This window comes from Actinoplanes lobatus (assembly GCF_014205215.1).
GTDB classification, from domain to species: Bacteria; Actinomycetota; Actinomycetes; order Mycobacteriales; family Micromonosporaceae; genus Actinoplanes; species Actinoplanes lobatus.
Genome location: NZ_JACHNC010000001.1, coordinates 2,492,519 through 2,518,163, shown reverse-complemented (window position 1 = coordinate 2,518,163; position 25,645 = coordinate 2,492,519). Strand labels below are relative to the sequence as shown.

Sequence of the window (25,645 nt, the reverse complement as noted above, 5' to 3'; positions counted from 1 at the left end):
TTAAAGCGAGCGAACCCTGGAGATCAAACGTCGGCGAAGAACGGGCCGTTCTCCGGCAGGCCGGGCACTTCGCCCCGTTCCGCTGCACGCCGGGCGAACTCGCGCACGCCGGCGATCTGCCGCTCACCCAGCGAGAAGTCGAGCGCCCGGAAATAGTTGGCGAGCGTCGGGGCGTCGAACGGCTCCCAGCGGGCGGCCGACTCGGCCACCGCGTCCAATTCACCGAGGCACAGGTCACGGGACCGCTGGAAGGCCTCGTGCACGTCCTTCACCAGACCGGGGTGCGCGACCGCGAAGTCCCGCCGGACCGCCCAGACGGCGAAGACCATCGGCAGGCCGGTCCACTCCTTCCACGCCTCGGCCAGGTCGATCACCTGGAGGTCCTTGGCGGGTGCTTCGTACATCGCCCGGAGCGCCGGGTCGCCGATCAGAACGCCGGCGTCCGCCTCCATGAGCATCTGCGACAGGTCGGGCGGGCAGCGGAAATACTCCGGCTCGGCGCCGAACCGCTCGGAGAGCAGCATCTGGGCGAGCATCACGCCGGTCCGGGAGGTGGAGCCGAGCGCGACCGGCCGCCCGTCCAGCTCGGCCGGCGGCCGGGTGGACACCAGGTTGACCGAGAGCACCGGGCCGTCGCTGCCGACCGCCAGATCGGGCAGCAGGAGCAGCTCGTCGGCATGGCGCAGGTACTCCACCAGGGTGATCGGCCCGATGTCGAGGTCACCGGCGACCAGGTCGGCGCTGAGCTTCTCCGGGGTGTCCTTGTGCAGGTCGACGTCGAGCAGAGCGCCCGAGCGCATCAGCCCCCAGTAGATGGGCAGGCAGTTCAGGAACTGGATGTGCCCGACCCTGGGCCGACGGACGCTGTCGCTCATGCCGCCGCCTCCGCTTCGCTCCAGCGTCGGCATGAGTTCAAAACTGAGCCCAATGATTCGCTCGCAAGCTCGCTCATGCTGCGACGTTATCCCCGATCTCGTCCCGCATGGTGGTCGGTGGGGTGGTGGGTGGCTCAGATCGCACCAGGGGCAGGCAGGCGACCGCCGCCACCAGCCCGGCCGCGCCCGCACCGGCCACCAGGACGCGTGGGTCGAAATGTCCGACGAGCGGCCCGGCCACGAAGAATCCGAAGATGCCGGCCGTCTGCACGGCCGCGCTGAAGCGGGAGAAGGCCCGCCCGTGCATCTCCGGCGGCACCCGCCCGGCGATGAGGACGCTGGTCGAGACGTTGAGCGCCCCGTTGAAGACGCCACCCACCATCCAGAACGGGACGAGCCACCAGGCCGACGTCACGGTCGCCCCGCCGATCAGCACGGCCGCGCAGGAGCCGGCGAGAAGACCCAGCACGGTACGGACGGTGAGCCACCGGGCCGGTAGGCGGCCGGCGAGTGGGCTGCCGAGCACCATGCCCACCGTCCAGGAGGCGGCGACCAACCCGTACACCGTGGTGGAGGCGCCGAGTGTCTCCCGGACGAAGAACACGTCGAAGACGTTGACGGCACTGATCCCGGCCACCACGGCGACCACGGCGATCGTCGTCACGCTCAGCACCCGGTCGTCACGCAACCTGAGCGGCGTCCTGCCCGCCCGGGGAGACTCGGCACCTCCCCGTCGCCGTGTGCGCACCAGCAGGCCCACCGCGACCAGCGCCAGATAGCTGACGGCTGGCCTCCCGCCACTCCCGTGGTTCGCCCGGCTGCCGCTGCATCCACTCCCGGAGCCGGGAGCGATCTCGATCCTGGTAGACGTCGACCAGCGCCTGCTCGGCGGCCAGCGAATCCGGATGGTCGACGTCGCTCCCGACCAGCAGGCTCTGGCGGGTGCTGCGCCAGAGCCGCTCCCGGCCGTCGCCCCGGCTCGGCGCCTGCTCGACCAGGCCGTACTTCGCCAGCTCACGCAGGTGGTAGCTGGTGGCGCTCGGGGAGAGCCCGACCAGCTCGGCGCACCCGGTCGCGGTCACCGCGGCGCCGGTCATGGTCAGGTGCTCGATGATCTCGATCCGCGCCGGGTGGGCCAGCGCCCGCATCGTCCGGGCGTCGGTGATCCGCCCACCCACCACAGCACTGTCCTGGTCCGCCATTCCCCCATTATTCGGTGGACAGCGGTGGGGAATCGCGTAGCGTGGAGGGCCGCTTGACGGCCGTGGTGAACATGCACCGCAGCGGGCGTCCCCGCGCCGAGGGGCGGCCGACCCGCCCTCCCGGATACGCGAGCAGACTCGATCCGCATTCTGAGGACGACCTGTGCCCACTACCGATCTGGACACCGAACTCGCCGCCGAGCGAACCCATCTCACCGAGTCGCGGGCCGCGCTGCGGCGGATGCGGGACCGCGCCGAGTCGCTGTTCGCCACCGGTGACAAGGTCGCCGGCGACTCGTACACCGCCGAGCAACTGGGCCGGCACATGGCCCGGCGGGTCAAGGAGCTGGCCGACGACCCGGACACCCCGCTGTTCTTCGGGCGGCTGGACATCGACGACAGCGCCTACCACGTCGGCCGGCGGCACGTCACCGACGACGCCGGCGAGCCGATGGTGCTGGACTGGCGGGCGCCGCTCTCCCGGTCGTTCTACCGGGCCAGCGTGCGCGACCCGCAAGGGGTGGCGGTCCGCCGCCGGTTCGGTTTCGTCAAGGGTGAGCTGACCAGCTTCGAGGACGAGCACCTGGACCGTGGCGAGGAACTGGGCACCAGCAGCCGGATCCTGACCGCCGAGATCGAGCGGCCGCGTGTCGGGCCGATGCGGGACATCGTCGCGACCATCCAGCCGGAGCAGGACGAGCTGGTCCGGGCCGATCTGGCCGACTCGATCTGTGTGCAGGGCGCGCCCGGCACCGGTAAGACGGCGGTCGGCCTGCACCGGGCCGCCTACCTGCTCTATCTGCACCGGGAGCGGCTGCGGAAGTCGAAGGTGCTGATCGTCGGGCCGAACACGGCGTTCCTGTCCTACATCTCGGCGGTCCTGCCGACCCTCGGCGAGGTGGAGGTGCTCCAGTCCACCCTGGACGACCTGGTGGGCCGGGCTCCGGTCAAGGCGACCGACACGGATGCCGCGAAAACCATCAAACATGACGTACGGATGGCCGAGGTGCTCAGCCGGGCACTGTGGAGCCGGGTCACCGAACCGACCGAGCCGATCATGGTGTCGGACGGCTCGTACCGGTGGCGGATCGACGTCGAGCCGCTGCGCCGGATCGTCGACGAGGCCCGCCGTGAGGGCCTGCCGTATTCGGTCGGCCGGGAGCGGGTGCGGGCGCGGGTGGTGGGCCTGTTGCAGCGCCAGTCGGAGTACCGGACCGGCAACTCACCGAGCGAGCCCTGGCTGCGCCGGATGAGCCGGATCGCGCCGGTGACCGGGTTCCTCGAATCGGTCTGGCCGGCCGTCACCCCGGAGTCCCTGGTCGGCGGCGTGCTGACCGAGCCGCCCACCGGCCTGCTCACCGACGAGGAGCGGGAGGCGATCCGCTGGGTGAAGCCGCCCAAGACGGTGAAGTCGGCGAAGTTCAGCACGGCCGACCTGCTCCTGATCGACGAGGCCGCCGGGCTCCTGGAACGGGAGACCAGTTTCGGTCATGTGGTTGTCGACGAAGCGCAGGACCTGTCACCGATGCAGGCCCGCGCGATCGCCCGGCGCAGCGAGCACGGCTCGATCACGCTGCTCGGTGACCTGGCGCAGGGCACGGCGCCGTGGGCCACCACCGACTGGCGGGACATCCTGGGCCATCTGGGCAAGCCGGACGCGGCCGTGGTGCCCCTGACGGTCGGCTTCCGCGTACCGGAAGTGGTGGTGAGGCTGGCCAACCGCCTGCTGCCGGCGCTCGGGGTGAATGTGCCCGCGGCGGTCTCGCTGCGGCACGACGGCGATCTCGCCGTCGTGCCGGTCGCCGAGCCCGCGGACCTGGACGCGGTGACGATGGCCGAGCTGACCGCGGCGCTGGTGCACGAGGGGTCGGTCGCGGTGATCGCGGCGGACGCCGCGGTGGAGCGGCTGCGCGCGCATCTCGACGCCGCCGGCATCGAGCACGCGACCCCCGACGACGTCGATGCCGGGGCGCGCGTCACGGTGGTGCCCGCCACGCTGGTCAAGGGCCTGGAGTACGACCATGTCATCGTGCACGAGCCGGCCGACATCGTGGCCGCCGAGCCGAAGGGCCTGAACCGGCTGTACGTGGTCCTCACCCGGGCCGTGACCCGTCTTTCGGTTTTGCACGCCAAGCCGTTGCCGGAAGCGCTTACCCTCTCGTGATGCCTCGTATCGGTGTGATGTTCGACCGTGACCGTGCCCCCGAAGAGCTGACCGGCTTCGCCACCGCCCTGGAGGAGGCCGGCGCCGACGACCTGTGGGTGGTGGAGGATCTGGGCTGGACCGGTGGCGTGAGCGCCGCTGCCCTGGCCCTGGCCGCCACCTCCCGGCTACGGGTCGGCATCGGCATCGCACCGGCCCCGCTGCGCAGTCCCATGCTGTACGCCATGGAGATCGCCAATCTGGCCCGGGTGCATCCCGGCCGGGTGGTGGCCGGTCTCGGGCACGGCGTCCGGGACTGGATGCGGCAGGTCGGCGTGGCCCCGAAGTCGCCGCTGGCCATGCTGGAGGAGAGTGTCACGGCGGTCCGCGGCCTGCTGCGCGGTGAGACCGTGACGTTGGACGGCCGGGAGGTGCACCTGGACGGGGTCCGTCTCGTGCACCCGCCCGAGGTGGTCCCGCCGGTGGTCACCGGGGTGATCCGGGAGAAGTCGCTGGAGCTGTCCGGCCGGTCGGCGGACGGCACCATCCTGGTCGAGGGTCTGAGCCCGGACCGGCTCGTCGAGGCGATCGGCCACCTGCGGCGCGGCGGTGCGGGCCCGGAGCACGAGGTGATCGGGTTCACCTTCCTGCACGTCGACGAGGACGCGGAGCGGGCCGCCCGGACCGCCGCGGCGGAGCTCACCGGTCAGGCCGGTTTCCTGGGCATCGCACCGGAGGAGGTGTTCGGCCTGCTGGGCCCGGCCGAGGACATCCCGGCGAAGGTGGAGGCCCTGGTCGAGGCGGGGGTGGACACGGTGATCCTGCGCCCGTTCGGCGACGACCACCTGGGCCAGTCGCTGGCCGCCCTCAAAGCACTGGGCCGCTGAGGGCGATCAGCCGGGACATCTCGGATTCCGGCAGGGACGGGTTGGCGGCGGCCGCTGCCGCCACCCGCTCGTCGCCGTCGTCGAGCAGGGCGATGATCCGCTCGACCGGCAGCGCGGGGTGGGCCCCCGCGATCGGCCGCGCCTGCCGGTCGGCCAGGCAGAGATCGAGTGCCCCGGCCGGGGCGTCCGGCCGCCGGGCGATCTCGCGGAACACCTTCTGCGCCGGCGGTTGGTGACGGGCCAGGTCCACGAGCAGGTCGGCGGGTGCGTCCGGGTTGGTGGCGACCTTCACGATCACCCGTACCCCGTGCCGTTCGACCATGCCGCGGAGCTGTACGCCGGTGAGGCCGGGGTGCGGCGCGATCGCCTTGACCACCTTGGCGTCGGGGTCGGCGGCCAGCCTGTCGCGGATCTCCGGCGGCAGGTCCCGGCGCTCGGCCACCAGCGCCCGCAGGTGCGGATCGCGGCTACCGGCCAGGTGGGCGACCTCTTCCGGGTCGGCGACGGCGATCCGTGGCAGCAGAAGGCCACCGGCGCGGCGCAGCATGGCGAGCACATCGAGCGGCACGTTCACGTTGAATGCGAGCCGCCTCTGAACATCGTGCCCGGTGTCACCGGCCAGTCTCCGGATGACCGGTTCGGGCAGGGCCGGGTTGTCGGCGAGATAGGCGCGGACTCCGGGAACCGGGTCGGTGGACAGCCGCTCGGCCACCTCGGGCGGCAGGCCGGGGCGGGTCGCGAGGGTCCAGCGGATGATCATCGACGGGTGTTCGGCCAGGTGAAGCACGGCGCTGAGCGGCGTGAACGGGTTATCCACAGCCCGACACAGCAGGCTGTGGATAACGGACTCGTGGGTGCCGTCGCAAGCCGCGCCGGGCGGAAGGTCGCAGTCCGGCAGCCGGCATTCCGGGTCGTGCACGAACGGGATCGGGTTACGGACGCAGACGTCACAGGTGACCGGCGGCGGGTCGTTCGCGACGAGCCGGGCCAGCACCTCGGGCGGGGTGGCCGGGTTGTACGCCACCGCGGCCCGCACCTCGGCATGCGGATGCCCGGCCAGCTCGGTGAGCAGCTCCCGGTCGGTGGTGGAGAAGTAGATCTCGTCCGGATCCGGGCCGGCCACGACCTCCACGGACGGGCGGGCCAGGGCCTCGGCCTGCGACGGCGTGAGGTCGGGGCGGTCGGCCAGCACGGCCGCGAGATCGTCGTCAGCGACCGCGATCAAACGGTCGACCAGGACGGACGGCAGCGCCGGGTTGGCGGCGAGTCCTTCCAGAAGAGTCGTCATCGTCAGAGCGGCTTGACCCAGCGGGACCACTCGTCCTGCGGGGCGTAGCCGTGTCGCTTCCAGATCTGGTGGGCGGTCTCGTTGGCGTCCAGGACCATGGCGTCGGCGCGCGTACCCCCGAAGGCTCTGAAGCGCTCCTCGGCAGCGGCGATGAGCCGCCCGCCGATGCCGGACCGTCGCTTGGCCGGCGCGACCGCGAGGCGGTAGAGGTGGCACCGCCAGCCGTCCCAGCCGGCGATGATCGTGCCGACGATCTCGCCGTCGTCGAGGGCGAGGATCAGCGCCGCCGGATCCCGCTGGTGGAGTGCCGTGACGGCCTCCACAGTGTCCACCGGGCGGCTGTCGTTCTCCGCCGCCTCCTGCCAGAAGGTGAGCACCGCGGGGAGTTCGGGGGCCGTGGCCGCACGCAAGATCATGTATTCAGCCTAGTCAACTTTATGGCACAAAGTTCTTTGACTTTGCGTCGTAAAGTTGAGCCATGGCATCGATGGATCCCACTGAAGCGCTGGATCTGATCCGGCAGGAGCGGGCCAACACCGGCCGCGCGCTGACCCCCGATCCCCGGTTGATGTATTGGCCGTGGGGCCTCACCTGGCTGATCGGTTTCGGACTGTCCTTCCTGCGTTACGGACCCGACGGCCGGACCCTGGTCGCCCTCCCCGAGTGGGTGCCGCTCTTCGCCCTGACCGCGCTGATGATCGCGGCCGGCCTCTTCACCGGCCTGGTCGGCGCGCGTTCCAGCCGGTCGGTCTCCGGCCCGACGAGCCGGCAGGGCATCTGGTACGGGATCGCCTGGTCCGCGGGCTTCACCGGCCTGGCGGTCGTCTTCGGCCGGATCAGCGAGGTGCTGCCGGAGCACCTCATGGGCCTGCTCTGGGGTGGCGGCATGGTCGCCCTGGTCGGCGCGCTCTACATGGCCGGCGGCGCGATCTGGAACGAGCGGACCATGTTCACGCTCGGCGCCTGGATCAGCGCGGTCAACGTGGTCGGCGTCCTCCTCGGGCCGGGCTGGCACGCGCTCGTCGCCTCGCTCGCGGGCGGCGGCGGCATGCTGGCCGCCGGGCTGATCGGCTGGATGCGGCTGCGATGACCATCGACGAACCCACCCTCCCCGACCTCGACCCGGTCATCCACGCACAGGCCCGGCTCCGCGTGGTGGCGGCGTTGTCGCAGCTCAACGGCGGCGACCGGATCGCCTTCCCGCGTTTGCAGGAGATCCTGCGGATGACCCCCGGCAACCTCTCGGTGCACCTGCGCAAGCTCGAGGAGGCCGGCTACGTCGAGGTCACCAAGACCCACCGGGGGCGCACCCCGGCCACGCTCGTCCAACTCACCCGCCGGGGCCGGTTCGCCTTCGAGGAGTACGTGGCCGCCCTGCGCACCCTGATCGATCCGGGAGAGGAGCCGTCATGATCCACGCCCGCGCCGAGAGCGTCACCCGCCGGTTCGGCGCCACGATCGCCCTGGACCACGTCGATCTGGAGGTCCGCCGGGGCGAGATGGTCGGCCTGCTCGGGCCCAACGGCGCCGGCAAGAGCACCCTGGTCGGCCTGCTCACCGGCAGCCGGCGGCCGACGTCCGGGCGGGTCGAGCTGTGCGGCGGCGATCCGCGCGATCCGGCGAGCCGGCGCACGCTGGGCGTCACCCCTCAGGAGACCGGTCTGCCCGCCTCGCTTCGCGTCGGCGAGGTCGTCGATTTCGTACGGGCACACTTCCCCGATCCACTCCCCCGCGGCGAACTGCTGGACCGGTTCGGACTGTCCGATCTGGCCCGGCGGCAGACCGGTGGACTGTCCGGCGGGCAGCGGCGGCGGCTGGCGGTGGCACTCGCGTTCGCCGGCCGCCCGGAGATCGTCTTCCTGGACGAACCGACCACCGGACTCGACGTGGAGGCCCGTCGTGCCCTCTGGGCGAGCATCCGGGAGTTCCACGCCGGTGGCGGCACGGTGGTGCTGACCAGTCACTACCTGGAGGAGATCGAGGCGCTGGCGAGCCGGGTCGTGGTGCTCGCCAGGGGCCGGGTGCTGGCCGACGACAGTGTGGCGGCGGTGCGCGGGCTGGTCGGGATACGGCGGATCAGCCTTACGTCAGCCGTACCCCTGACTGATTTTGATTTTGATGGCCTGGTGTCCGTGGAGCGTGCGGGTGACCGCGTGCATCTGCTCACGCCGGACGCGGACCGGATGGTTCGCACCCTGGTCTCGCACGATGTGCCGTTCCGCGATCTGGAGGTGCGCCCGACCTCGCTCGAAGAGGCATTCCTCGCCATGACCGGAAAGGATCCGCAATGACCGCCCTCGCCCTGATCCATGCCCGTTTCCAGATCACCGAGATCTTCCGGATCCCGATCGCCGTGGTGGGCAGCGCGTTCTGGCCGGCCGCGTCGATGTTGGCGTTCGTCGTGCCGTTCGTCGGCGACGAGCCGGTCTACGCCACCTACGCGACCGCCTCGATGATCACGTTCGCGGTGATGAACACCAACCTCTTCCAGTACGGCATCGGCGTCTCCGAGGACCGTGCGCAACCGTGGGATCCCTATGTCCGGACGCTGCCGGCCGGCACGGCGCCCCGGTTCGCCGGCCGGATCCTGACCGGCCTGCTGATGATGGCGGTCTCGCTGATCCCGGTGGCGCTGATCGCCGCCCTGTTCACCGAGGCGACCGTGACGCCGGTCGCGTTCCTGCTCGCGGTCGCGGTCTGCGCCGTGATCTCGATCCCGTTCATCCTGATGGGCCTGTCGATCGGGTACGCGCTGCCGTCGAAGGCCGCGCTCGTGGTGGCGCAGATCCTGTTCCTGCCGCTGGCCTTCGGTGGCGGCCTCATGACGCCGCCCGGTGGCGCGCCCGGCTTCGTGGAGGATCTGGCGCCCTACCTGCCGACCGGCGGCGCGGTTCGGCTGATGTGGGCGGCGGTGGGTGATTTCCCGTTCGATACCGGTTCGATGCTGGCCCTGGTCGCCTGGACGTCGCTTTTCGGCGCGCTCGCCATCTGGGCCCAGCGGCGCGACGAGGGCCGCCGTTTCGGCTGAGGCCCGAGACAAGGAGCCTGAAGGTTGACACTTTAATACAGATGCTGGCATGGAAATGCCACGATGCCTGACATGACCGTTCCGTCGCCTGGCGTGCCCAACTGGGTGGATCTGGCCACCGCCGACCTCGATGACGCGATTCGCTTCTACACCGCGCTGTTCGGCTGGACCGCAGAGATCTCCGGCGACGACTTCGGGGGTTACACCACCTTCCACCTGAACGGGCTGCCCGTGGCCGGCGCCGGACCGCTGTTCGGCGAGGGACAGCAGACCGCCTGGAGCACGTATTTCGCGGCCGGTGACGCGGACGCGGTCGCCGGCCGGGTGGAGAGCGCGCAGGGCAAGGTGCTGGTGCCGCCGTTCGACGTGATGGACCAGGGACGGATGGCGGCGTTCCTGGATCCGGCGGGGGCACCGTTCAGTACCTGGGAGGCCGGGATGATGCGCGGCGCCGAGGTGTTCGGCCTGCCCGGCGCGTGCACGTGGAACGAGTTGAACACCCGGGACCTGGAGGGCGCGATGGCCTTCTACGGCGCGGTATTCGGCTGGACCTTCCGGCAGGCCCACGTCACCGGCCTGCCGTACGTGATCTGCGAACTCAACCGCACCCCGGTGGCCGGCCTCCAGCTGATGGTCGGCAGCGGCTGGCCGGACGATCTCCCGGCGCACTGGCTCGTCTATTTCGCGGTGAGCGACTGTGATCGCGCCGCCGAGCACGCCGCCTCCCTGGGCGGCCGGATCGTGCATCCGCCCACGCAGATCGCGCCCGGACGTTACGCGGTGCTGTCCGATCCGCAGGGCGGCACGTTCGCAATCCTCAACAATCATCGATAAAAGTCGTTGTCAGGGCTCTAACGAATCGTTGATCTTCAATCAAAGGTTTCTCTCTAGCGTCTTCGTCAGGCGTCCAACAAGGACACCGGCCACGACCATGGAGGAACCCATGCGACCCGCCATCCGAGGTGCCGCGATCCTCGCCGGCTCCGCTCTCGCCCTCTCCCTCGCCACCCCCGCGTTCGCCACACCGGCGACCGGGACGGTCCTGTACGCGGACAGCGCCGCCGCGATCGACGGCTCGTACGTCGTCGTCTTCAAGAACGGCGACGCCGACCGCTCCCGAGCCGACCGGCTCACCAAGCGTTACGGCGGCAGTGTCACCCGAGTCTTCGGCAGCGCCGTCGAGGGTTACACCGCGAAGTTGAGCGCCGCCCAGGCCGCCCGGCTCGCCGCCGATCCCGCCGTCGCGTCGGTCGAGGCCGACCAGGTCGTCCGGATCGCCGGCACGCAGACCTCTGCGCCGTGGGGCCTGGACCGCATCGACCAGCGGGCGCTCCCGCTGAGCGGCACCTACACGTACGGGGTGAGCAGCGGCGTCACCGTCTACGTGGTGGACACCGGCATCACGATCACCCACCAGGACTTCGGGGGCCGCGCGTCGTACGGCTACGACGCCGTCGACGGGGACAACATCGCGCAGGACGGCAACGGGCACGGCACCTTCGTGGCCGGGGTCGCGGCCGGCAGCACCTACGGCGTCGCCAAGAGCGCCAACGTCGTCGGTGTCCGGGTGCTCGACAACAACGGCTCGGGCACGACCGCCGGGGTCATCGCCGGCATCGACTGGGTGACCGCCAACGCGACCCCCGGCCGTTCGGTGGCGAACCTGAGCCTCGGCGGCGGGGCGAGCAGCACCCTGGACGCGGCGGTGCGGCGGTCGATCACGGCGGGGATCCCGTACACGATCGCGGCCGGCAACTCGGGGGTCAACGCGAGCAACACGTCCCCGGCCCGGGTCACCGAGGCACTCACCGTCGGCGCCACGAGCAACGCGGACGCCAAGGCCTCCTGGTCGAACTACGGCTCGGTGCTGGACCTCTTCGCGCCCGGCGTCTCGATCACCTCGGCGTGGCGGACCAGCGACACCGCCACCTACACCGGCAGTGGCACCTCGTTCGCGGCCCCGCACGTGGCCGGCGCGGTCGCCCTCTACCTGGCCGCCAACCCGGGCGCCTCGGTCAGCACGGTCAACGCGGCGATCGTGAACAACGCCACCACCGGAGTGGTCACCAGCCGCGGCACCGGCTCGCCGAACCGGCTGCTCTACGTCGGTTCCTGATCCTCCCCTGACGGAAGGGCCGCCCGGTTCGGGCGGTCCTTCTCAGGCGAGCAGGCTCGGGACCTTCTCGAAGAGCTGGGTGGTGTAGGTCATCATCTCGTGGAGCATCCAGTTGCCGGCCAGCAGCAGGGCCGCGCCGATCGCGATCGCCTTCGGGACGAAGGAGAGCGTGGCCTCCTGGATCTGGGTGACCGACTGGAAGAGCGAGACGGCGAAGCCGACCACGAGGGCGGTCAGGAGCACCGGCGCCGCCATCTTCGCCGCGATCGTCAGGGCCTGCATCGCCAGCTCAACCACCATCGTGTCCGTCATGCCCATCAGTTCGGGGACTTGAGGAAACGCCGGAGTGCGGAACGGGCAGGACCCGGTTGCCGTCCGGTTGTGCAAGATCAGCCGCGGACGGCCACCACGAGCGGTCCCCGGTCGCCCTCGATGATCCGGACCTTGACCCGGTAGTGCTCGGCCAGGTTCGGTTCGGTCAGCACCTCGGCGGGCGTGCCGGACGCGGCCACCCGGCCGGCGGCCAGCAGGAACATCCGGTCGGCGTACTCGCCGGCGGTGGTCAGGTCGTGCATGGTGGCGAGCACGGTCAGGCCCCGCTCGGCGCGCAGCCGGTCCACCAGCTCCAGCACCTCCTGCTGGTGACCGATGTCCAGGGCGCTGGTCGGCTCGTCCAGCAGCAGGATCCCGGCCCCCTGGGCGAGCGCCCGGGCCAGGAAGACCCGCTGCCGCTCCCCGCCGGAGAGGGTCTCGAGACGCCGCCCGGCGAAGGACTCCAGGTCCAGCGCGACCAGGACCTCCTCCACCGCGGCCAGGTCCGTCGCCGACTCCCGGCCCAGCGGCGGGATGAACGGGGTACGCCCGAGCAACACGTAGTCGAACACCCGCATGGCCGGCGGCACCACCGGTGACTGGAGCACGGTGGCCACCGCCTTGGCCCGTTCGCGGCGGGACAGACGGTCGGCCGGGACGCCGTGCCACCGGACCGTCCCGCCGAACGTCAGCAGCCCGCCGATGGCCCGCAGCGCGGTGGACTTGCCGGCCCCGTTCGGCCCGATGACGGTGACCCACTCGCCCTCGGCCACGTCCAGGTCCACACCGTCGACGATGAGGGTCCCGTCCAGCCGTACCGTGAGGCCCTCCACTTCAATAGCGCTCATGACGGCACCGCCCGGTTGGTCCGCAGCACCAGCACGAAGAAGGGCGCGCCGAGGAACGCCGTGACCACACCGATCGGGATCTCCGCGTCTCCGCCCGCGGTCCGGGCGACCAGGTCGGCGAGGACCAGGAAGGCCGCCCCGAACAGCAGCGACAGCGGCAGCAACGCCCGGTAGCTGGGCCCGGTCATCAGTCGCAGCGTGTGCGGCACGATGATCCCGACGAAGCCGATCAGCCCGGAGGCGCTGACCGCGGCGGCGGTGCCCAGCGAGGCCGCGATGATCAGCAGGTAGCGGGACCGCTGCGGGTGCAGGCCCAGGCTGGTCGCCTCGGCGTCGCCGACGGTCAGCACGTCCAGCTCGCGGCGCTGGGCCAGCACGATCGCGGCGGTCATCACCGTGTAGGGCAGGATCACCCGCACGTCGTGCCAGCCCGCGGTGGACAGCCGGCCGAGCGTCCAGGAGAACACCTCACGGACCGACTCGACGTTCCGTTGCAGCAGGTAGGTCTGCGCCGCGGACAGGAACGCCGACACCGCGACCCCGGCCAGGATCAGGGTGGCGGGCGACCGGTCCCGGCCCCCGGCCGCGCCGAGCAGCCAGGTGAGGGCCACCGCGCCGACCGCGCCCACGAACGCCGCCATCGGCGCCCCGATCGGCAGCTCGGTGACCTCGCCGGTGGCCCGCAGGACGATCACCGCGGTCACCCCGAGACCGGCGCCGGCCGCCACCCCGAGCAGGTGCGGATCGGCCAGCGGGTTGCGGAAGGCACCCTGGTAGGCGGCGCCGGCCAGGGCCAGCATCGAGCCGACCAGCGCGCCCAGCACCACGCGGGGCAGCCGGAGCTGGGTGAGGATCGCGATCTCACGGTCGGTCAGGCCGCTGTCCAGGCGTACCCCCGGAAGGAGATTGAGCATCTCCACCGCGACGCCGCCGGGCGGCAGCCGGACCGACCCGAAGGCCAGCGCCAGGACCATCGCTCCCAGCAGCGTGAGCACTCCGGCCGCCAGCCACACCGGGCGCAGCCCGGCAGGCCGGCGCCGGCTCATGGCGCCGCCTCCGCTTCGCTCCAGCGTCGCCATGAGTTCAAGACTGAGCCGATGATTCGCTCGCAAGCTCGCTCATTGGGGAACCTTGCTCACCGCGTCTCCGACGGCCTTGACCAGATCGACGGTACGGGGACCCCAGCGCGAGGCGATGTCGTCGTCGAGGGCGTAGATCTGGCCCTTGCCGACGGCGGCGATCGACGACCAGCCGGGCCGCGCCTTCACCGTCTCCGGGGACTGCTGGCAGCACTTCGTGTCGGCCAGGAAGATGGTGTCCGGGTTCGCCTGGACCAGCGACTCCTGGGCCAGCTGCGGGTAGCCGCCGAGCTTGCCGTCCGGGTCGGCGGCGTCGGCCACGTTGGTCATCCCGAAGAGGTTGAAGACCGAGCCGATGAAGGTCTTCGAGGTGGCCGAGTACAGGTCCGGGCCCAGCTCGTAGTAGTAGCTGAGCGGCTTGCTCCGGGCCGGCACCGACTTGACGATCGTGTCGATGTCCGCGGCCATCCGCTCGTTCAGCGCCTTCGCCTCGGCCGGGTGACCGGTGAGCGCGCCGAGTTCGGTGATCTCCCGGTAGGTGTCGTCGAGGGTGGCGGCGGCCGGTGACACGAACGCCGGGATCGACAGTTTGCCGAGCTGGGCCACGATGCCGTCGGAGTCGTTGGACAGCACCACGAGGTCCGGGTCCTTGGCCGCGATCGCCTCGGCGTTCGGCTTGAAACCGGACAGGTCGGTCTTCGGTGCGTCGGCCGGGTAGGTGGACTGGTCGTCGACCGCGGTGACCTGCGGCCCGGCGCCGATCGCGTAGAGCATCTCGGTGGCCGTCGGGCTCAGCGACACGATCTTCGCGGGCTGAGCGTTCAGGGTCACGGCGCCGACCGTGACCGGGTACGCCCCGGCGGCGGCGCTGGACGCGGTGGCGGGCTCGGGTTCGTTACTCGCACATCCGGTGAGGAACAGTGCGGTGGCCGCTATGGCAGCGGTGAGCAGGCGTTTCATCGGTCCTCCTGTCGGCCGGTCAGGTGGTGCTTCGCCGACAGGGGCCACGCTGGCCGCCGCCCGCGAGGCGCCCCTCCCCGGGAGCGCTGAATCGCGACCGACGCCCAGGCGACCTGGCTAGACCTCCGAAGAGGGATCACAGTTGCGGGACAGCTCCGGTTTCACACCGGCTTCGCTGCGGCGCGGTCCCTGAAACGCTAACCCACGGCCGTCCCGCAACCTCAACGGCATCACATGACGAGCCTTCCGGTCACATCGTCCGTGCTGATCAGGCCCCAGTGGCGGGAGTCCTGGGCCACCGGGCGACTGTCACCGAGCACGTAGACGGCGCCGTCCGGGACGGTGACCGGAGCGCACTCGGTGCCGACCACCTGGGACTCGAACGACAGGTACGGCTCGTCGAGCGCCGTGCCGCCGCGCAGCACCCGCCCGTCCCGGCACTCGATGCGGTCACCGGGCAGGCCGATGACCCGGAGCAGGGTCTCGTGTCCGGGCGCGTCCGGGATCGGGAGAGCGACGATGTCGCCGTGGTCGATGCCGGTCACCCGGTAGCCGATCCGGTCGACCAGGTGGCGGCTCGTGACGGCGAGGGTCGGATTCATGGCGTTGCTCGGCACGAACCAGATCGAGAAGGAGAACGACGTGGTCACGGCGAGCAGCACGGCGGCCAGCGCGACCCCGTAGGCGACCGGCCGCTCCCGTGCCGCCACCCACAGCCCGCCGGCGGTCCAGCGCAGCGCCGCCCAGGTCCCGGTGGTCTGATCGAACTCGGCCAGCACCGCTTCACCCCACGGCTTGCCCGTGACCGCGGTCCTCAGGATCAGGTACAGCACCCGCCTCATGCCGGCCTCACGATCGCCAGGCTCGTGCCCCGGCGGGCCGCGGCCTTGGCCGCCGCGTCGGCCAGCCGGACCCGGGCCAGCGCCACCCCGTCGCCGGTCAGCCGGTAGGTGTGCCGGGGCGGGCGGCCGGGCTGGTCGGAGGGCTCCCAGCCGGCCTCCAGCAGCGCCTGCTCGGTGAGGCGCATCAGGATCGGGTAGAGCGTCCCGGAGGCCAGGCCGGTCTCGCGGCTCAGGTCGTAACCGTAACGCCAGGTGGACGGGTCCTTCATCAGCGCCTCGAAGAGCCGCAGGGTCTGCGGCGAGGCATGCGGTGTCCTCGGCATGACCGAAACTCTACATAACTCGACTTACCTGAAGTCAAGAGGCCGGCATCAAACGGATGCCGGCTCAGGAGTTCTTGCGGTGCTCCACGACGTCGGCGGCGGCGACCCGGTCCCCCGCGGCGGCCGCCTCCTCGTCACCGGCGAGCGCCGAGCGAAGCCGGTCCCTCTCCGCGGTGCGGCGGGCCGCCATCTCGCCGAGCTGCTCGGCCATCTCGTCACGCCACCCGCGCAGCAGGATGAACGAGAGAGCGGCCGAGGCGACGAACGCCACCATGGCGCAGACCAGGACGTTCAACGGCGTCAGGAGGAACAGCACGGCGAAGGCGGCCACGAACAGTCCGAGGCGGCCGAGCGTGTACTTGACGGCGGGCTTCATGCGTTATCTCCCTCAGCCGGACCGGTGACTGAGCCACCGAAGGCCGTAGAACCAGACCAGGCAGTACACGACCGTACCGGTCAGGGCGCCGGAGCCGCCGCTGACCAAGGGCGGAGCGACCTCGGACACCAAACCGGCCACGGTCATCCCGACCGCGACACCGAAGCCGGCGGCCAGGCCACTCACCATGATCCGGTGGGCGCCGAAGCCCTCGGCCCGGAACTCCTCGACGAACAACCAGACGGGCAGGATCAGCGCGAGCCAGCCGTTCGACTCACCGAACTCACCGAGGCCGGTCAGCGCCATCACCGCCTCGAAAATCAACAGTACGGCGGCGCCGGCGGCCAGCCCGGCGAAGGCGGAACCCAGCAGGTCACCGATCGTCGCCAGGCGGCCGGTCGCGTCCTTCTTCAGCTGGGTCATCAACGTCACCGTCCGTGTGGGGTCAGGCCCAGATCTTCTGGGGCTCGCTGCGGCGCTCGGCCAGCGACGGCGCCTTCTCGTACTCGCGTACCACCTGATAACGAGTGTCCCGCTCGACCGGCTGGAATCCGGCGTCCCAGATCATGTCGAGCAGGTCCTCGCGGTGCATGGTGTGCGGCGTGCCGTACGAGTCGGCGTCGTGGGTGATCTTGTACTCCACCACCGAGCCGTCCAGGTCGTCGGCGCCGAAGTTGAGCGACAGCTGGGCCACCGAGAGACCGTGCATGACCCAGAAGCACTTCACGTGCGGCACGTTGTCGAACATCAGCCGGGACACCGCGAACGTCTTCAGCGACTCGGCCGGCGCCGCCATCGTGGTGCGCTCCTGGATCCGGTTGCGGACCTTGCCGTCCGCCGAGTCGTGGAAGTCGTGCTGGTAGCGCAGCGGAATGAAGACCGCGAACCCACCGGTCTCGTCCTGGAGCTCGCGCAGCCGCATCACGTGGTCGACCCGGTGCCGCGGTTCCTCGATGTGCCCGTACAGCATGGTGGCGGGCGTCCTCATGCCCTTCTCGTGGGCCAGCCGGTGGATCCGCGACCAGTCCTCCCAGTGGCACGCGTGGTCCACGATGTGCTGCCGGACCTCCCAGTCGAAGATCTCGGCGCCGCCACCGGTCAGCGACTCCAGGCCGGCGTCCATCAGCTCGTCCAGGATCTCGCTGGCCGACAGCCCACTGATCTTCTCGAACCACTGCACCTCGGTCGCGGTGAAGCACTTGAGCTTCACGTTCGGCAGCGCGGCCTTCAGCTCACGCAGTACCTTCGGGTAGTACCGCCAGGGGAGGGTGGGGTGCAGGCCGTTGACGATGTGCAGCTCGGTGAGCTGCTCGTCCTCCATCTCCTTGGCCTTGCGGACGGCCTCGTCGATGCGCATCGTGTACGCGTCCTTCTCACCCGGCTTGCGTTGGAAGGAGCAGTACGCGCAGCTGGCCGAGCAGACGTTGGTGAGGTTGAGGTGCCGGTTGACGTTGAACATCACCCGGTCACCGTTCAGCTCGGTGCGCTTGTGGTGCGCCAGGCGGCCGAGCCAGGCGAGATCATCACACTCGTAGAGCGCGACACCGTCCTCGCGGCTCAGCCGCTCACCGGCGTAGACCTTCGCTTCAAGCTCGCGCTTCAACCCCGCATCCATGCGGTCGAGGGTACGTCCCGTCGCTCGAGTGGCCCGCGGCACCGTTGAGTCGAATAATTCTCAGCATGCTTTCACCTTCATTGGATCGACATGGGTGCGCGGCTTGCGGTATGAACCAGTAGGAACGACAAGCGGCGGTCCCCCACCGACGCGGACGGGGAGCTGATGTCCAAGGCATTGCGGCACGGATCGCCGAATCGCATGCGCTACGTGCGATCCCGCTTTCGACCTGTCGTGTGCTCAGCCGCGATCGCGGCCGCGATCGCAGCGCTCTTCCAGCCGATCCCGGCGATGGCCGATCCCGTCTCGGTGACCGGCTCCACCTCGGTGCCGGACGCCGGCGCACGCCCCCCGCAGCTCGCCTCGCTCGTCCTCCCCGGCACGCAGACCGCCAGCCCCACCCCGACCACCCCGTCGCTCATCACGCCCGGAGTCGTCGCCAGCCCGGTCATTCAGAAAGTGGAGAAGGGCCGCGCCGAGATCGCCGCCCTCGGCGACCAGCTGATCCGGCTGGGCCAGGATCGCGACCTCGCTCAGACCCACCTCACCGCCGCGGCACAGCGGGTCACCGAGACCCAGCAGGCCGCCGCCCAGGCGAAGACGGTCGCCGCCGAGGCCGCCGCCGCGACCATGCAGGAGGCCGCCGCCCTGCCGCCCGGCACCCTCGACTCCGGCCTGCTCGAGCTCGACGCGCTGTCCCGCATGCAGCGTGGTGACGCCACGTCGTACGAGGCGGCCGCCTCACGCCTGGCCGCCGCCGATGCCACGGTGAAGACCGCCACCGAGGAGCACCTGCTCGCCAGCAACCGGCATGGCAGCCTCTCCGCACAGTGGACCGCTCTGAACACGCAGCTCAGCCGGAAACAGGCGGCCCAGAAGAAGTACGAAGACGAGCACCGCGCCGAGATCAGCGCCGCCGAGAGCACGGCGAACGCGGCCGACCAGCAGCTCGGCGCCGAGTACCTGGCCGGCTCCCAGGAGGGCCGCGACGCCGACCCCCGCGCGGTGAAGGCGCTCGAGTACGCGCTGGCCCAGCGCGGCGATCCGTATGTGTGGTCCGAGGAGGGCCCGGACCGGTACGACTGCTCCGGCCTGATGTACGCGGCCTACCGCTCCACCGGCTACCCGCTCGTCCGGGTCTCCCGCGATCAGTACTACCAGACCCGTGACCGGGTGGTCTCCCGCTACTCGCTGCTCCCCGGCGACCTGCTTTTCTTCAGCTCCTCCAGCAGCTGGACGGGCATCCACCACGTCGCCATGTATGCGGGCGAGGGCATGATGGTCGAGGCCCCGCGGACCGGCCTGAACGTCCGTCTCACCCCGGTCCGGTGGAGCCGCCTGTTCGCGGCGACCCGGGTGTACGGGTCGATCGAGGGCGACACCGAGACGCCGGACCTCGGCGCTCCCGACCCGGACGAGCCGGCCACCACGTCGCCGAGCCCGAGTTCGACCACCAGCAAGCCGCCGACCAGCCCGTCGAGCAGCCCGTCGAGCAGCCCGTCGAGCAGCAAGACGCCGAAACCGAGCACGTCCGGTTCGACGTCCCCGTCGGCCTCGCCGTCGACGTCGCCGTCCACCTCACCGTCGCCGTCGCCGTCGGCCAGCCCGTCGACGAGTCCCACCCCCAAGCCGTCCGACAGCACGACCCCGGTGACCACTCCGTCCCCGGGCGAGAGCAGTTCGTCGTCCTCGGCCGCCGCGACGACGTCGTCGGCCGGCTCCGCGTCTGTGACGTCGGCGTCGAAGACCGCCGCGACGTCCGATTCGAAATCCGCCTCCCCGTCCGCTTCGTCCAGCGACTGAGCCAGTCGCGCCGGCAAGAATCGAGTAGTACGCCCGGAAAACGGCCCATCCGTCGATCGGATAACCGTCCCGGAGCGGGTGCCGCTGATGCCGGGTGTGTTCACACCGGCTGATGTGGCACGGTTAAGGTCAGCGCCCGACGTCCGAAACCGTCGGCAGCGGTGGTCGGTTCGGGAGGATTTCCATGGACGAGCAGCAGGCGACCAAGGACGGCGAAATCGGGACGCCGCCCGCTGCGCCGCCGCCCGCTAACGACGCCGAGGGGTTCGCGCCACCACCCCCGCCGGCGCCTGGTGCTCTGTGGGCCGCCCCCTCGGACAGCGTGGCTCCCGCCCCCGACGCCCCGGCCGCTCCGGCCGTCAAGGCGTCCGCTTCGGTCCAGGTCTCCGCAACCCCCGCAGCGCCCGCCACCGATTCAGCCGAGCCAGCCGAGCCGGCCCCGGGCGCCCCCGCGGTCGGCTCCGCCAAACCGGTCTCGGCCGCCCCCGCGGTCGGCTCCGCCAAGCCCGTCTCGGCCGCCCCCGCGGCTGGCTCCGCCAAGCCCGTCTCGGCCGCCCCCGCGGTCGGCTCCGCCAAGCCCGTCTCGGCCGCACCCAGCAGCGGGACCGCGCGCGCCTCCGTGCCCGGCTCCGTCAAGCCGGCCGCCGACGAGGTGCCCGCTTCCGCGCGCGCCGCGGCACAACCGAAGGTCTACGGCTCGATCGCCTCGCTCGAGGAGCCCGCCGACCCGAAACCGGCCGAGCCCGAGCCCGCCGACCCGGAGAAGAAGCCGGACGAGCCGGAGAAGCCCGAGCCGGAGAAGAAGCCGGAACCGGAGAAGCCCGCCGACCCGGACGAACCCGAGCCGTCGCACCCGAGGCCGGTGCCCGGACCCGCGCCGTCGAAACCGGCCGAGCCCACACCGATCGAGCCGGAGAAGCCACCGACGCCGTTCCCGGTGCCGACCCCGGCGCCCGCGCCCGGCCCGGTCCCGCCGGTCCCGGCACCACCGGGCCCCATCCCGCCCGGCCCAGGCCCGAGCCCGGTGCCCCCGGGCCCCGGTCCGAGCCCGGTGCCCCCCGGTCCCGGACCGAGCCCGGTACCGCCCGGCCCAGGCCCGAGCCCCGTACCTCCCGGCCCAGGCCCGAGCCCGGTGCCGCCGGGCCCCGGACCGGGTCCGATCCCGGGCCCGGTGCCGCCGCCCCCGGTGATCGGGAACGGTCTGCCCAGCTACACCCTGCCGTCCAGTGACGCTCCGGCAGGCCTGCCACCGACCTCGTACGGCACCCCACGCGGAACGCCGTACCGGGGTTTCCCGTCCTCGCCGGAGAACATCGAGATGACCCAACCGGTCCACAGCGGAACGCCGCACCCGACCACCTACGGCAACCCGCCGACCACCCCGGTCAACCCGACCTCGGGCGATGACATGCCGCAGCAGCGCGGGCAGGCCGGCACGGTCTACAGCACCGGCGGCTACCCGGCCATCGACATGACCATGCCGGTCTCCGACCCGGTGGAGAACTCCGGTTCGCTGACCGGGCACATCCTGGCCCAGGGCTGGTACGACGCCCCGGTCGACCAGCGCCGCAGCAACCTCAAGGTGGTCATCGCCATGCTCGCCGTCCTCGGCCTGCTGGTGACCGTGAGCCTGGTGTTCGTCTTCACCGCCGGTGACGCCTTCACCGACTTCGTCAGCAATCTGACGGGTAAGTAGCCGACATCACGTCACCGCGTGAGCAACTGACGCGAGTCCGACAGAAGCGCGAGGCCCCGGCGTTTTGCCGCTCGGGGCCCCGGGCGCCTAAGCTTGCTAGGTTTGCGCTTCGAGGTGAGCCGGCCCACTACCCGGCCGGAATGCAGTCGGATGTTTCGACGTTCACCCGTACACTGGCTGTTAGTTGTTGACGCGGCGTGCCCACCCGGTGCACGCCACGGGCGTTCTTGCGGGCATTTCAGCGGGCGGTTCCCCATCAGGGGCCGCGGCGGGCCATTCGCGAGCATGCGCCCCCGTAGAGAGGTTCTCTTGACCACTTTCGCTGATCCCAGCACGTTCCCGTCCGTCCTCGAGAGCACGACCCCTGACAGCGAGTCCGCCGAGCAGCCGGTCACCGAAAGTGACGTGCGTAGCTTCGCCGACCTGGGGCTCCCCTCCGAAATCGTTCGAGTCCTCAACCGTGAGGGCATCACCACCCCGTTCGAGATCCAGGCCGCGACCGTTCCGGACGCGCTGGCCGGCCGTGACGTGCTCGGCCGCGGCCAGACCGGTTCCGGCAAGACGCTGGCGTTCGGCCTGCCGGTCCTCGCTCGTACGGCGAAGAGCGGCCGTGCCCGCCCGCACCACCCGAAGGCCCTGATCCTGGTGCCGACCCGCGAGCTGGCCATGCAGGTCGCCGACTCGCTCATGCCGGTGGGCCGGGCGGTGGGTGTCTTCCTGAAGACCGCGGTCGGCGGCGTGCCGTACGACCGTCAGATGGACGCCCTGCGCCGCGGCGTCGAGGTGATCGTCGCCACTCCGGGCCGTCTCGCCGACCTGATCGAGCGGGGCGCCTGCAAGCTCGACGACGTCGAGATCACGGTGCTGGACGAGGCCGACCAGATGGCCGACATGGGCTTCCTGCCCGAGGTCACCGACCTGCTGGCGAAGACGCCCGAGTCGGCGCAGCGCCTGCTCTTCTCGGCCACTCTGGACGGTGACGTCGACACCCTGGTGCAGCGGTTCATGCACGACCCGGTGACGCACTCGACCGCCCCGGCCGAGGCCAGTGTCTCCACCATGGAGCACCACCTGCTGCTGATCCCGCCGGCCGAGAAGTTCCCGATCACCTCGTGGATCGCGAACCGGACCGGCAAGACCATCGTCTTCGCCCGCACCCAGATGGGCGTGGACCGGCTGGTCGAGCAGCTGGCCGCGGTCGGTGTCCGGGCCGGCGCCCTGCACGGTGGCAAGACCCAGCGCGTCCGGACCAGGACGCTCGCCGAGTTCAAGGAAGGCCGGACGAACGTCCTGGTCGCGACGGACGTGGCGGCCCGTGGCATCCACGTCGACGGCATCTCGCTGGTCATGCACGTGGACCCGCCGAAGGACCCGAAGGACTACCTGCACCGGGCCGGCCGCACCGCGCGGGCCGGCGAGTCGGGCGCGGTCGTCACGCTGGTTCTGCCGAAGCAGCGCCGCACCACCCAGGCGATGATGTCGAAGGCCGGTGTCTCGCCGGGCGAGTTCCGTGTCCGCCTGGGCGACGAGAAGCTGGCCGAGGTCACCGGTGCCCGCGAGCCGAGCGGCATCCCGGTGGTCGAGGAGCCGGAGCCCCGTCGTGAGCGTTCCGGCGGTTCCCGTGGCCGCTTCGGCGACCGTCCCCGTGGCGACCGCCCGCAGCGTTCCTACGGTGACCGGCCGCAGCGTTCCTTCGGCGACCGCAACGAGCGCAACTTCGGCGACCGCCCGCAGCGTTCGTTCGGCGACCGGCCGCAGGGTGACCGCTCCCAGGGTGACCGCTCGTACGGTGACCGCCCGCAGCGTTCGTACGGCGACCGGCCGCAGGGTGACCGCTCGTACGGCGACCGCCCGCAGCGCTCCTTCGGCGACCGGCCGCAGGGCGACCGTCCCCAGGGCGACCGCTCGTACGGAGACCGTCCCCAGGGCGACCGTTCCTACGGTGACCGTCCCCAGCGCTCCTACGGCGACCGCCCTCAGGGCGACCGCTCGTTCGGTGACCGCCCGCAGCGCACCTTCGGCGACCGGCCGGCCGGCGACCGCTTCGGCGACCGCCCGTCGGGTCAGCGCCGCGACGGCCAGCGCACCGACCGCCGCGAGGGCCCGAACCGTTTCGGCTCCTCCCGCCCGGCTCGCAGCCACTGATCGACTGAAGCACCACGAAGCCCCGGCGCCTCCGCGCGCCGGGGCTTCGCCCTTTCCAGCGCCCGGACCACCGAACTCAGCCCGGCGGGCGCGGCACGGGCTTGAGTGGCAGCTGGTCGCGTGAACTGGCGGGACGGGGAGGATTCGGCGGGGGCGGCGTAGCCCGTACAAGAAAGGAAAGGGCGCCTCGGCAGGGAGAAAAAGGTAGGTTACCGGCATGCCGTTGCCTATCGCCCTGTTCTGGGAGCGCACGGACGTGACCGGCGCCGAGCACGCCCTGCTGGATGTGGATCGGTATGCGCAGGGCACGATCCTGGCCGCCGCGCCGGTGCCCTATTCCTGCCGTTATGAGGTGCAGACCGGGCCGGACGGGGCGACGAGCCGCGTGGACGCGCGCGCGGAGGGCGCCGGCTGGGCGCGGACCGTACGCCTGGAACTGGCGGCCGGACGCTGGCGGGTGACCGCCTCCGAGCAGGGTGACCTCGATGCGGCGCTGGTGGCGAACGGGCACGCCCGCGCCGGGCAGCCCGGATGTGAGGACCCGGACCTGCTGTACGGCGCGTTCGACGCCGATCTGGGCGGTTCCCCGCTGTTCAACACGCTGCCGATCCGTCGGCTCGGTCTGCTGCGGGCGGAGGCGGGCGTGTCGCACCGGCTCAACGTGGCCTGGGTGCTGGTGCCCAGCCTGGAGGTGGTGCAGGCGGACCAGATCTACACGTCGCTGGGCGGCAGGCGGATCCGGTTCGCGAGTGAGACGTTCAGCGCCGACCTGACCTGTGACGACGACGGTTTCATCGAGGACTATCCGGGGCTGGCGCGGCGGGTCAGGTCCGCTGCTTGATCCAGCTGACGCAGGCCTTGTCGACGTTCTTGAAGGGTGTGCCGAAGGCGGCCCGGGAGGCCGGGTCGAGTTCCTCGCCGAGCTGAACCACCCGGTCGACGAAGTCGAGCAGCTTCTTGTCGCCGTACTTGGCGGCCATGCAGCCGGCCGCGAAGTGCCCGGTGGCGTAGAGCGTGGCGACGGTGAGGTCGTCCGACTTGGCGGTGAGCGGCTTCACGACGACCGTCTTCAGGTCGCCGCGCTGGCTGAAGGAGTAGCTCAGCACGTCCTTGTTGTAGGTGGCGCCGGGCTTGGCGGGGAGGAAGCCGATGTACTCGGCGATGCCCTCGATCAGCCAGAGGTCCTCCTCCTCGTCGTAGTTGGTGGACGAGGCACGAGTCACCACGTGGGCCAGCTCGTGCTGGATGATCGTGGTGAGTTCCTTGTTCGAGGACGGCATCTCGCTGATCCGGACGACCACGTCGCCGCCGACCCGGCCGAGCGGCAGCTGGTACGCCACCGACCAGGCCGGGTATTTTCCGCCGTACCAGCTGTTCCACGACTTGTTGTCGGCCAGGTAGACCCGGTAGCGGGCCTGCGGGTTACCGGTGTATCCGGCGTACCGGTCGGCGACGGCGGCGGCCTTCTCGGCGACCTGGAGCACCCGGTTCAGGTGTTTGCGCTGGGCCGGCGGCGCGGCCACGATGACCCGCCGACCGGTGGCGAAGGCGAGCTGCGTGTTCTCCCACGGCGCCGGCTGGAGGTAGTTCTCCTTGCCGGAGCCGGTCATCCCGGTGATCACGTAGGAGCTGCCGCGGGGCTTCCAGGTGAGCTTGTAGCCGACGTTCGGGTTGCCACCGCCGTCCCGGCAGAGCTGGGTGCTGAAGCAGTAGTCGAGCTGGAAGCCGACGTTCATCGAGCCGGCGGTCTGCGGCAGCTGCTCGATGGTCAGCTTGGTGTAAGAGATCTCGAGCGCCCGCAGGTTGCGGTAGATGGCCCGGTAGCGCGGCTGCAACTTGGCGTCGACCGGGGCGAGCCAGCCCTTCTCGTCGCCCTTCTCCAGCGCGTCGACCTGGGCTTCGAGCAGCGCCTCGACCTGTTCGAGCGGGGTGGGCGGGGCCTTCGGCTCGATCGTCACGCGGCGGGCCGCGACGGCCGTGGTGCCGTCGCCGGTCGGCCACAGCACGATGCCGGCCGACGCCACCGCCACCAGGGCCACGAGCAGCGCGGCCCCGAGACGTGAGTTTCTTCCATCCCCCATGGACGAGGATCTAATCACGCCTCTTC

The 25,645-nt window shown here is 71.1% G+C and carries 27 protein-coding genes and 1 riboswitch; of the genes, 12 read left to right on the top strand and 15 right to left on the bottom strand.

Annotated elements, in window-relative coordinates; all coding sequences use genetic code 11:
* Window positions 1-23 precede the first annotated feature (23 nt).
* The 3 genes from BJ964_RS11615 to BJ964_RS11605 form a co-directional block, all read right to left on the bottom strand.
* Window positions 24-875 carry a menaquinone biosynthetic enzyme MqnA/MqnD family protein gene (locus BJ964_RS11615; RefSeq protein ID WP_188120683.1) on the bottom strand — a complete coding sequence of 284 codons (852 nt, stop codon included), beginning with the start codon at window positions 873-875 and terminating at the stop codon, window positions 24-26.
* Window positions 876-948: 73 nt separating this feature from the next.
* Window positions 949-1,539, bottom strand: a complete 591-nt coding sequence (locus BJ964_RS11610; RefSeq protein ID WP_229806894.1) for an MFS transporter — start codon at window positions 1,537-1,539, stop codon at window positions 949-951.
* Between the two features lie 16 nt (window positions 1,540-1,555).
* The gene (locus tag BJ964_RS11605) at window positions 1,556-2,077 is read right to left on the bottom strand and encodes an ArsR/SmtB family transcription factor (RefSeq protein ID WP_188120682.1); all 522 of its coding nucleotides are present in this window, start codon (window positions 2,075-2,077) and stop codon (window positions 1,556-1,558) included.
* Between the two features lie 163 nt (window positions 2,078-2,240).
* Here BJ964_RS11605 and BJ964_RS11600 point away from each other — a divergent pair, with 163 nt between their 5' ends.
* Both BJ964_RS11600 and BJ964_RS11595 read left to right on the top strand, forming a co-directional pair.
* A complete protein-coding gene (locus BJ964_RS11600; RefSeq protein WP_188120681.1) occupies window positions 2,241-4,241 on the top strand; it encodes a HelD family protein in 2,001 nt (666 codons plus the stop codon).
* Window positions 4,241-5,107: an LLM class flavin-dependent oxidoreductase gene (locus BJ964_RS11595; protein WP_188120680.1), complete on the top strand. Its 867-nt coding sequence runs from the start codon at window positions 4,241-4,243 to the stop codon at window positions 5,105-5,107. Before BJ964_RS11600 ends, BJ964_RS11595 begins: the two co-directional genes overlap by 1 nt.
* Here the strand turns inward: BJ964_RS11595 and BJ964_RS11590 are convergent.
* Window positions 5,088-6,395, bottom strand: a complete 1,308-nt coding sequence (locus BJ964_RS11590; protein ID WP_188120679.1) for a hypothetical protein — start codon at window positions 6,393-6,395, stop codon at window positions 5,088-5,090. The two genes, BJ964_RS11595 and BJ964_RS11590, sit on opposite strands and share 20 nt — an antisense overlap.
* 2 nt (window positions 6,396-6,397) lie before the next feature.
* Window positions 6,398-6,811, bottom strand: coding sequence for a GNAT family N-acetyltransferase (locus BJ964_RS11585; RefSeq protein ID WP_188120678.1), 414 nt, complete (start codon window positions 6,809-6,811; stop codon window positions 6,398-6,400).
* 62 nt (window positions 6,812-6,873) lie between these two features.
* Here BJ964_RS11585 and BJ964_RS11580 point away from each other — a divergent pair, with 62 nt between their 5' ends.
* The 6 genes from BJ964_RS11580 (at window position 6,874) to BJ964_RS11555 (ending at window position 11,539) form a co-directional block, all read left to right on the top strand.
* Window positions 6,874-7,485 (top strand): transporter, encoded by a 612-nt coding sequence (locus tag BJ964_RS11580; RefSeq protein WP_188120677.1) that lies wholly within the window; start codon window positions 6,874-6,876, stop codon window positions 7,483-7,485.
* Entirely contained in the window at window positions 7,482-7,808 is a 327-nt protein-coding gene (locus BJ964_RS11575; RefSeq protein WP_183225929.1) for a winged helix-turn-helix domain-containing protein, read from the top strand. The genes BJ964_RS11580 and BJ964_RS11575 overlap by 4 nt, the downstream gene beginning before the upstream one ends.
* Complete coding sequence (locus BJ964_RS11570; protein WP_188120676.1) at window positions 7,805-8,686, top strand: ABC transporter ATP-binding protein; 882 nt, start codon at window positions 7,805-7,807, stop codon at window positions 8,684-8,686. The genes BJ964_RS11575 and BJ964_RS11570 overlap by 4 nt, the downstream gene beginning before the upstream one ends.
* On the top strand, window positions 8,683-9,423 hold the full coding sequence (locus BJ964_RS11565) for an ABC transporter permease (RefSeq protein WP_188120675.1): 741 nt from the start codon (window positions 8,683-8,685) through the stop codon (window positions 9,421-9,423). The genes BJ964_RS11570 and BJ964_RS11565 overlap by 4 nt, the downstream gene beginning before the upstream one ends.
* 72 nt (window positions 9,424-9,495) lie before the next feature.
* Complete coding sequence (locus tag BJ964_RS11560) at window positions 9,496-10,257, top strand: VOC family protein (RefSeq protein ID WP_188120674.1); 762 nt, start codon at window positions 9,496-9,498, stop codon at window positions 10,255-10,257.
* A gap of 109 nt (window positions 10,258-10,366) precedes the next feature.
* Window positions 10,367-11,539 carry a S8 family peptidase gene (locus BJ964_RS11555; RefSeq protein WP_229806893.1) on the top strand — a complete coding sequence of 391 codons (1,173 nt, stop codon included), beginning with the start codon at window positions 10,367-10,369 and terminating at the stop codon, window positions 11,537-11,539.
* A gap of 42 nt (window positions 11,540-11,581) precedes the next feature.
* On the opposite strand, the gene fliQ is transcribed toward BJ964_RS11555, so the two are convergent.
* From fliQ to mqnE, 9 genes are all read right to left on the bottom strand, one after another.
* Window positions 11,582-11,851: a flagellar biosynthesis protein FliQ gene (gene fliQ, locus BJ964_RS11550; RefSeq protein WP_183225934.1), complete on the bottom strand. Its 270-nt coding sequence runs from the start codon at window positions 11,849-11,851 to the stop codon at window positions 11,582-11,584.
* Between the two features lie 77 nt (window positions 11,852-11,928).
* Entirely contained in the window at window positions 11,929-12,699 is a 771-nt protein-coding gene (locus tag BJ964_RS11545) for an ABC transporter ATP-binding protein (RefSeq protein WP_188120672.1), read from the bottom strand.
* Entirely contained in the window at window positions 12,696-13,778 is a 1,083-nt protein-coding gene (locus BJ964_RS11540; RefSeq protein ID WP_188120671.1) for a FecCD family ABC transporter permease, read from the bottom strand. Before BJ964_RS11540 ends, BJ964_RS11545 begins: the two co-directional genes overlap by 4 nt.
* A gap of 39 nt (window positions 13,779-13,817) precedes the next feature.
* Complete coding sequence (locus BJ964_RS11535) at window positions 13,818-14,738, bottom strand: ABC transporter substrate-binding protein (protein ID WP_188120670.1); 921 nt, start codon at window positions 14,736-14,738, stop codon at window positions 13,818-13,820.
* Between the two features lie 90 nt (window positions 14,739-14,828).
* Window positions 14,829-14,977: riboswitch (cobalamin riboswitch) on the bottom strand.
* Window positions 14,969-15,580, bottom strand: a complete 612-nt coding sequence (gene lepB, locus BJ964_RS11530; protein WP_188120669.1) for a signal peptidase I — start codon at window positions 15,578-15,580, stop codon at window positions 14,969-14,971. Its footprint overlaps the riboswitch before it by 9 nt.
* Entirely contained in the window at window positions 15,577-15,903 is a 327-nt protein-coding gene (locus BJ964_RS11525; protein ID WP_188120668.1) for a PadR family transcriptional regulator, read from the bottom strand. The genes lepB and BJ964_RS11525 overlap by 4 nt, the downstream gene beginning before the upstream one ends.
* A gap of 64 nt (window positions 15,904-15,967) precedes the next feature.
* Window positions 15,968-16,279 carry a DUF4229 domain-containing protein gene (locus BJ964_RS11520; RefSeq protein ID WP_188120667.1) on the bottom strand — a complete coding sequence of 104 codons (312 nt, stop codon included), beginning with the start codon at window positions 16,277-16,279 and terminating at the stop codon, window positions 15,968-15,970.
* 12 nt (window positions 16,280-16,291) lie between these two features.
* Complete coding sequence (locus tag BJ964_RS11515; RefSeq protein ID WP_188120666.1) at window positions 16,292-16,702, bottom strand: hypothetical protein; 411 nt, start codon at window positions 16,700-16,702, stop codon at window positions 16,292-16,294.
* 22 nt (window positions 16,703-16,724) lie between these two features.
* A complete protein-coding gene (mqnE, locus tag BJ964_RS11510) occupies window positions 16,725-17,894 on the bottom strand; it encodes an aminofutalosine synthase MqnE (RefSeq protein ID WP_188120665.1) in 1,170 nt (389 codons plus the stop codon).
* Window positions 17,895-18,128: 234 nt separating this feature from the next.
* On the opposite strand from mqnE, the gene BJ964_RS11505 reads away from it, so the two are divergent.
* The 4 genes from BJ964_RS11505 (at window position 18,129) to BJ964_RS11490 (ending at window position 24,379) form a co-directional block, all read left to right on the top strand.
* On the top strand, window positions 18,129-19,697 hold the full coding sequence (locus BJ964_RS11505) for a C40 family peptidase (protein ID WP_229806892.1): 1,569 nt from the start codon (window positions 18,129-18,131) through the stop codon (window positions 19,695-19,697).
* 184 nt (window positions 19,698-19,881) lie between these two features.
* A complete protein-coding gene (locus tag BJ964_RS11500) occupies window positions 19,882-21,393 on the top strand; it encodes a hypothetical protein (protein ID WP_188120663.1) in 1,512 nt (503 codons plus the stop codon).
* 309 nt (window positions 21,394-21,702) lie between these two features.
* On the top strand, window positions 21,703-23,538 hold the full coding sequence (locus tag BJ964_RS11495; protein WP_229806891.1) for a DEAD/DEAH box helicase: 1,836 nt from the start codon (window positions 21,703-21,705) through the stop codon (window positions 23,536-23,538).
* A gap of 217 nt (window positions 23,539-23,755) precedes the next feature.
* Entirely contained in the window at window positions 23,756-24,379 is a 624-nt protein-coding gene (locus BJ964_RS11490; protein ID WP_188120661.1) for a putative glycolipid-binding domain-containing protein, read from the top strand.
* Here BJ964_RS11490 and BJ964_RS11485 read toward each other — a convergent pair.
* A complete protein-coding gene (locus tag BJ964_RS11485; RefSeq protein WP_188120660.1) occupies window positions 24,363-25,619 on the bottom strand; it encodes a gluzincin family metallopeptidase in 1,257 nt (418 codons plus the stop codon). The two genes, BJ964_RS11490 and BJ964_RS11485, sit on opposite strands and share 17 nt — an antisense overlap.
* Between the last annotated feature and the right edge of the window lie 26 nt (window positions 25,620-25,645).